General features: G+C 61.4%; 4 protein-coding genes. 3 read left to right on the forward strand and 1 reads right to left on the reverse strand.

Annotation, left to right across the window (positions count from 1 at the left end; all coding sequences use genetic code 11):
• Positions 1–290 precede the first annotated feature (290 nt).
• Together IEY94_RS22965 and IEY94_RS22970 are read left to right on the forward strand one after the other, a co-directional pair.
• Positions 291–836, forward strand: coding sequence for a ferritin-like domain-containing protein (locus tag IEY94_RS22965; protein ID WP_189172342.1), 546 nt, complete (start codon positions 291–293; stop codon positions 834–836).
• Positions 833–1,429 (forward strand): ferritin-like domain-containing protein, encoded by a 597-nt coding sequence (locus tag IEY94_RS22970; RefSeq protein ID WP_189172343.1) that lies wholly within the window; start codon positions 833–835, stop codon positions 1,427–1,429. The genes IEY94_RS22965 and IEY94_RS22970 overlap by 4 nt, the downstream gene beginning before the upstream one ends.
• Before the next feature lie 281 nt (positions 1,430–1,710).
• On the opposite strand, the gene IEY94_RS22975 is transcribed toward IEY94_RS22970, so the two are convergent.
• Entirely contained in the window at positions 1,711–2,610 is a 900-nt protein-coding gene (locus IEY94_RS22975) for a WD40 repeat domain-containing protein (RefSeq protein WP_189172344.1), read from the reverse strand.
• A gap of 556 nt (positions 2,611–3,166) precedes the next feature.
• Here IEY94_RS22975 and IEY94_RS22980 point away from each other — a divergent pair.
• Positions 3,167–5,507 (forward strand): VWD domain-containing protein (locus IEY94_RS22980; protein WP_189172345.1); only part of this gene is annotated, 2,341 nt, incomplete at its 3' end.

Raw genomic sequence — 5,507 nt, forward strand, 5'->3', positions numbered from 1 at the left:
CCAAGGAAATCAAACTGCAACCAGCCGACTCTAACACATCACCCGCCGGGCGCTCGCGGGACGGGCGAAACGAAGCCACCATCAGGACCGGTCCGAGTGGACCGATGTTGGTCCGGGGACGGTCCACGGGCGTACGGTGCGGATTTCCCTGCGGCATCTGGCCAGATGGGCGATCATAGCGACATCCAGGTTACAGTAGCTGTGGCTAGCTCTCGGGCCAGGCAAGGAGTTTGACGATGGCGTCACCGAGTCCCTCGACCGCTACTCCACTGTCGGCTCAGGAGACGTCGATGCTGCAAACGGTGGCCGCACTGGAAAACCTCCTAGTCTTCATGTATCGTGCGGTGCTTAGTTCGGTGACGGCAAAGAAATTCTCGTCTGACCTGCGGCAATTCTTCGGGATCGCCGTTGACCATCACGTCGTGCATACGCGCGACATGAATGGCCTACTGACGGCAGCCAAGAAGAAGCCGCAGGCGAAGGTACACCCCACCTACGAGGCGTTTGTCCGCAAAAGCCTGGCCAAGCATGACCCGAACGAAACGGTCGCCTTGGCACTGCTGCTGGAAGATGTCATTGCGCAGACCTATACCAAGTTCGCTCCGCGGACTTCGGATGAAAGCGTCCGCTTGGTCATGGCCCGCACCGCTGCGGTCGAGGTGCAGCATCGGGTGATCCTTTCCGCCGCTCAATCGCTGTCCGCTGCCCACCTACCGGGCGGCATCCGACCAAAGGACCTGGGAAGGTTGCCCGAGTCCTTCGTCAACGCCGTCCTCCCCACGAGTACCTATCCAACCGACAAGGCCGCCGATCCGGAGAGTGGGAGCGTCCGATGATCTCAAGGCGCCGCGCCCTCGGGCTCGCCGCTACGGCGGCGGCAACGGTCGCCGCTGGCGCATCTGGATGTACGTCGTCGGACAAGAAGGCAATCAGCGGCGCGGACTCTGACGCTGACCGCTCCATTCGGCTTCTTATGGCGGTGGAGAGCACCGCGATCGGCGTCTACGAACGGCTGCTAAGTGAGGAGTCGCAGGCGAGGAGGTCGTTGGCGCGCGTTTCCAAGGATGTACTCGAGCGGTGTCGGCAACATCACCAGGAGCATCTCGAAACGTGGCGTAAGCGATTCGCTGATCTCAAGCGCCCGGTCCGGGCTGACGTTCTCAGTGTCGCCGAGGACTTCTTCAGGCAGGCAGAAGCAGCGGGGACGGAGCGCGATGTTCTCTTGGTCGCGGGACGTGTTGAACGGGTTGCCGGCCAAACTTGCATTGGCCGGCTCGCCGGCATGCCTTCTGCCGCGGACACGGTGCTCGTTGCCGGGATCGCGCCTGTGGAGTATATGCATGCCGCAACGATCGGCTTGCTTCTCAACGATAAGCTTGCAGCCCAGCCGTTAGCTCCGATGGATGCGGCGTTGGCCGTCAATCTGTAGGCACACCGTGACCAGGAGCCACTCAGGAGGTGAGCGCTCCTAGCGGCAAGGCCGTACGGAAGGCGGCCTCCAGGGGTGCGTGGATCTGCACCAAGTACCGATGTCCGACAGAAAAAATCACGAAGAATACCGATTGTCACGCGGTTGAACCATGCGCGGCGGTTTCTATGGGGCGGTCGGCGCAGCCGGCCGCCATCTGGGTGAGCGGGCAGTTTGCGGCCCCGCCGTTATTACCATGGCTTCACGCCTGGCGTTTCGTGTCGATGAGGACTGCGTGCAGGTCATGTCGGTGGCTCAAGCCAGGTGTGGAATGTCAGAACTCTGGTGTTGGGTGGGAGGGTCATGAACGGCTGTGTGTCACCGCCGTGCATGTCGGTGGTGCTCATCGTGATACCCCTATTGGGGGTGTACGACGCCGCGCCTGGGAAAAGCCGGTCGCCGAAACGGGCCGTAGGAATTTTGCTCGACCCATCGAGGACTTCGCGGCTGCCGTCTTCGGTATTGAGGATGTTCCGTCCTCCTCCCGGCTCGTCCCACCGACACAAGACGCGGCGGTTGTCGAGCCAGGCGCTGTTGCCGCTGGACGGCAGGAGGGTCTCGTCGAAGTACGCGAGTTTCCGGCCGGCGCTGTCGAGTACGACGGTGCCCCATCCCGGCCCGATGCCGTATGTCGCGGCGAGCCGGCTGCCGTCGGGGCTCCAGGCGACAACGCCTTCCAGTACCGCTGCCAAGCCTGGTTCCTGCCATACCTGGCGCCATCGGCCGGTGGCGACGTCCAGCAGGTGGATCGTGGCAATGGGCTTCCCGCTAATGTCGCCCGTCAGGGTAGCGATGGTTCGGCCGTCGGGCGACACCGCCGCACAGTCTGGGTGTGTGATATCCGGTGGGTCGAACCTGACGTGCTCGGCGGTGGCCAGCGTGTAGAGGTAGAGTCCGTTGTCTGGTCTCCTCGGACCGTACAAGTCCAAGTAGAGGAGCTGCGTGCCGTCCGGGCTCAGCGATAGTAGGGACCACCCAGAGCCGTCGGGCATCGACGGCGGCCGGACGAACTCGTCTCGCTCGATGTCGTACACCACGCAGATTTGCCGATCTTTGTCAGGTGTTATGCCCAGCGCCATGCTTGCCCGACTCACTGGCCGGACCGGCAGCGCTGTGACATCCAACTCGTAGACACGACTCACGGTGTCGGCTCCTACTGTCTGTGGGTGGCACCGTTTGATAGTGGACTGGTGGTGCTGTCAAGCAGACCACCTTGTGGTCCCGTACGCTGACGAGACTACAAGCCATGCGCCGTTGCTGTCGCATATTGCGGAGCTGTGTATGCCACGCGCGATTTCGATCTGTGGGCGTCCTGTCGGCCACAACCGCGGCCAGCCTGCCTGTGTGGACGACGCGCCAGATATTGGGCAATCGCTACAGTTTATGGACGCGTGCGTAGTTTCGCTGGTAGCTTGTGGAGTACGGTCGGGTGCAGTAGACATGCCGCCTGTCCCAAAGTAGCGGCCGGGAAATCGGGGGATTCGAATGCGTTGTCGCTATTTTGCTGCGCTCATTGCGGTTCTGATGGTGGTAGCTAGCTACATTGTCGTCGCTAGTGCTCCCAGTTTTGCGGACCCACCACCGTGCGCGAGCGAGTCAGGCGACATCCAATCGCATCGTCGATGTATCAAAGGGGCGAGCCTGTATGCTCGGGGCTATCTGAAAGGCCCGAAGTGTCTGGACGGCACCAAGCCCGCGGTGTATGAGCAAGTAAGGCAGTGTGGTCTCAAGGTTGAGGCTATCGCCCAAGCCCGCGCCATCGCGCACATGAACCAGAACGGGTTTGGTTTTTCTGGCCATACGACTCCGGCTGCTGACCCTCCAGAAGGCCAGTTAAGTATTTCTCCGGACCTGGAGTGGGAGGTTCGCGTCAATCCCAATGTTCCAGTGAAAAGTAGTACTCGTGCAGACGTCGTCTATTACAATCGCAACAATCCTACCGTGCCGGTTCACGTGTGGGAGGCCAAGGGAGCATGGAACGCTCCAGTGTCCAACCCGAGGGCCAAGGCTTTGGGTGAAGTTGACGGCTACATCACCGCGTTAAAAGGGGCGCTGGGAACTCAGAATATCATTCGCGGCTCCGCTCTCGGCGTGAACGGCATAGATTCGCAGCCCTATACCGACAGTTTCAAGGTGAGAGCGTGGGATACGAACCAGAAATGCGTCGACGGCAGGACTCCGCTACGCACCTTTGACGTCGACGTGCCCGAGAATGGGTTGATCTGGGTCAGAGAGACGCACCACGAGTGCGAAGACAACAGCTCGCCACCAACCTTCCCGAACATGGAGAAAAGCGAAGAAACCCCGGAGTTCTATCAGGAACCTGTAGTGCCGGGCTTGACCACTTCCTCGATTTCCGGTGATCCTCATTTGGTAACCGTTGATGGCCTGAGTTACGATTTGCAGTCGGTAGGGGAGTTCACCTACGCTAACTCCGATCGCTACGATCTGGATATTCAGGTGCGGTTCACCGCTGGCGGCAATAACTGGTCGGTCTTAGATCGAGCCGCGATGTGGGTCAATGGGCATGTCGTCGAACTGCGCCGCCCCGGCACCGTCCTGGTAGACGGGGTAGTGCGGACTATCGTTGCGGGAACGCCTTACGACCTCGGCAATACCGCGTCCATCATTCGCAGCTCGCACGGCGGCGATCACTACTCTGTGGTATGGCCGGGCTTCGGCGACAACCCGTATTTCAACTGGGCAATCGCCGGCAATTCGTCTGCTGGATTGCATTTCCCCACCGGAAGCGACCTAAAGGGTCTCGCCGGCGATGCCGACGGCAACCCGATGAACGACCTGAAGTTGTCGAATGGGGCGCAGCTTTCTGCCAACGCCCAGGCTGGCACCCTCCATGGCGCTTACGCCGACTCCTGGCGGATCGAAAATGACATTTCCCTGTTCGCGTACGGGGCTGGGCAGAACACCTCAACGTTCACTGACCTGAACTTCCCCACGAACCTGACCACCATCCAAAGCCTGTCCCCGAGCGAGTTCGCGGTGGGTAGTCAGGTCTGTGCAGATCATCATGTGCCTGCCGGGCCGCAGTTCGAGGACTGCATCCTCGATATCATCCTTACCCAAAACAACGACTTCGCAGCCATGGCGGCACAGCGCACGACTGTGTCCATTGATCCGAACGCGGCGGCCCTCAACGCCTCCGGCAACATGTCGGTGAACTTCGAGCAGGCCCAACTCCCCACCAACGTCTTCCCCGGGCAGGTGACCACCGACCCTGCGACGGGATCCTTCGCTGGGCCGTTCAGCGGCCAGGGCAACTACCGACTGCACGCCTCGACACAGTCACCGCACCTGCGCGGTGAAGTGACCTTCGACGTCGTCGCTGTCGGTACCTGGACCGGCAGCCAGACTGTGAAGCTGCAGGTCGACCGGTCTCAGACCTGGTCGCACACCTTCACGGCAAGCGACACTCCCTCCCGGTCTGGCACGCTAGCCAACGGACAGCCTTTTGCGGTCTACCCGGTCACCGTGCCGTTCGACCACGTCGAAGAGCAGATCGAGGCCCTGTGGTCGGCCACCAACGTCAACGGCGTCCTCGACCAGGGCTTCGGGATCGATAACGTCGCCCTCCACCTCGACCTGGTCCCACCGCAGGTCTTCGACATAACTGTGCCCGCGGCGGTGAGCAACGGGAACCCCGGAACGGGCGCAGGCAACCTCGAAACACGCGCCGCGGTTGACATCTACCGCTTTTCCCTAGCGGAGAACGCGGCGATCTATGTGCACATGGCTGGCTGCGCGGGAAACACCCTGAGCTGGAAGCTGATCAACAGCGACGGCGCCGCGGCGGCTTCTGGTTCATGCGCGGACGCGGAAGTCAGAAACCTTACACCTGGCAACTACCAACTGAAGGTGACGCCGGGTACGAACAGTGTGGGCACCTACTCCGCGAGCCTGCAGTTCATTCCGGACATGGCTACCGGTGCCCTGACCGCCGGCGGCCCGACATCAACGCTGACCACCACTGCACCCGGTCAGAACGGCGAATGGACCTTCACCGGAACCGCCGGGCAACGAG

The organism is Pilimelia anulata (assembly GCF_014647895.1).
Taxonomy (GTDB): Bacteria; Actinomycetota; Actinomycetes; order Mycobacteriales; family Micromonosporaceae; genus Pilimelia; species Pilimelia anulata.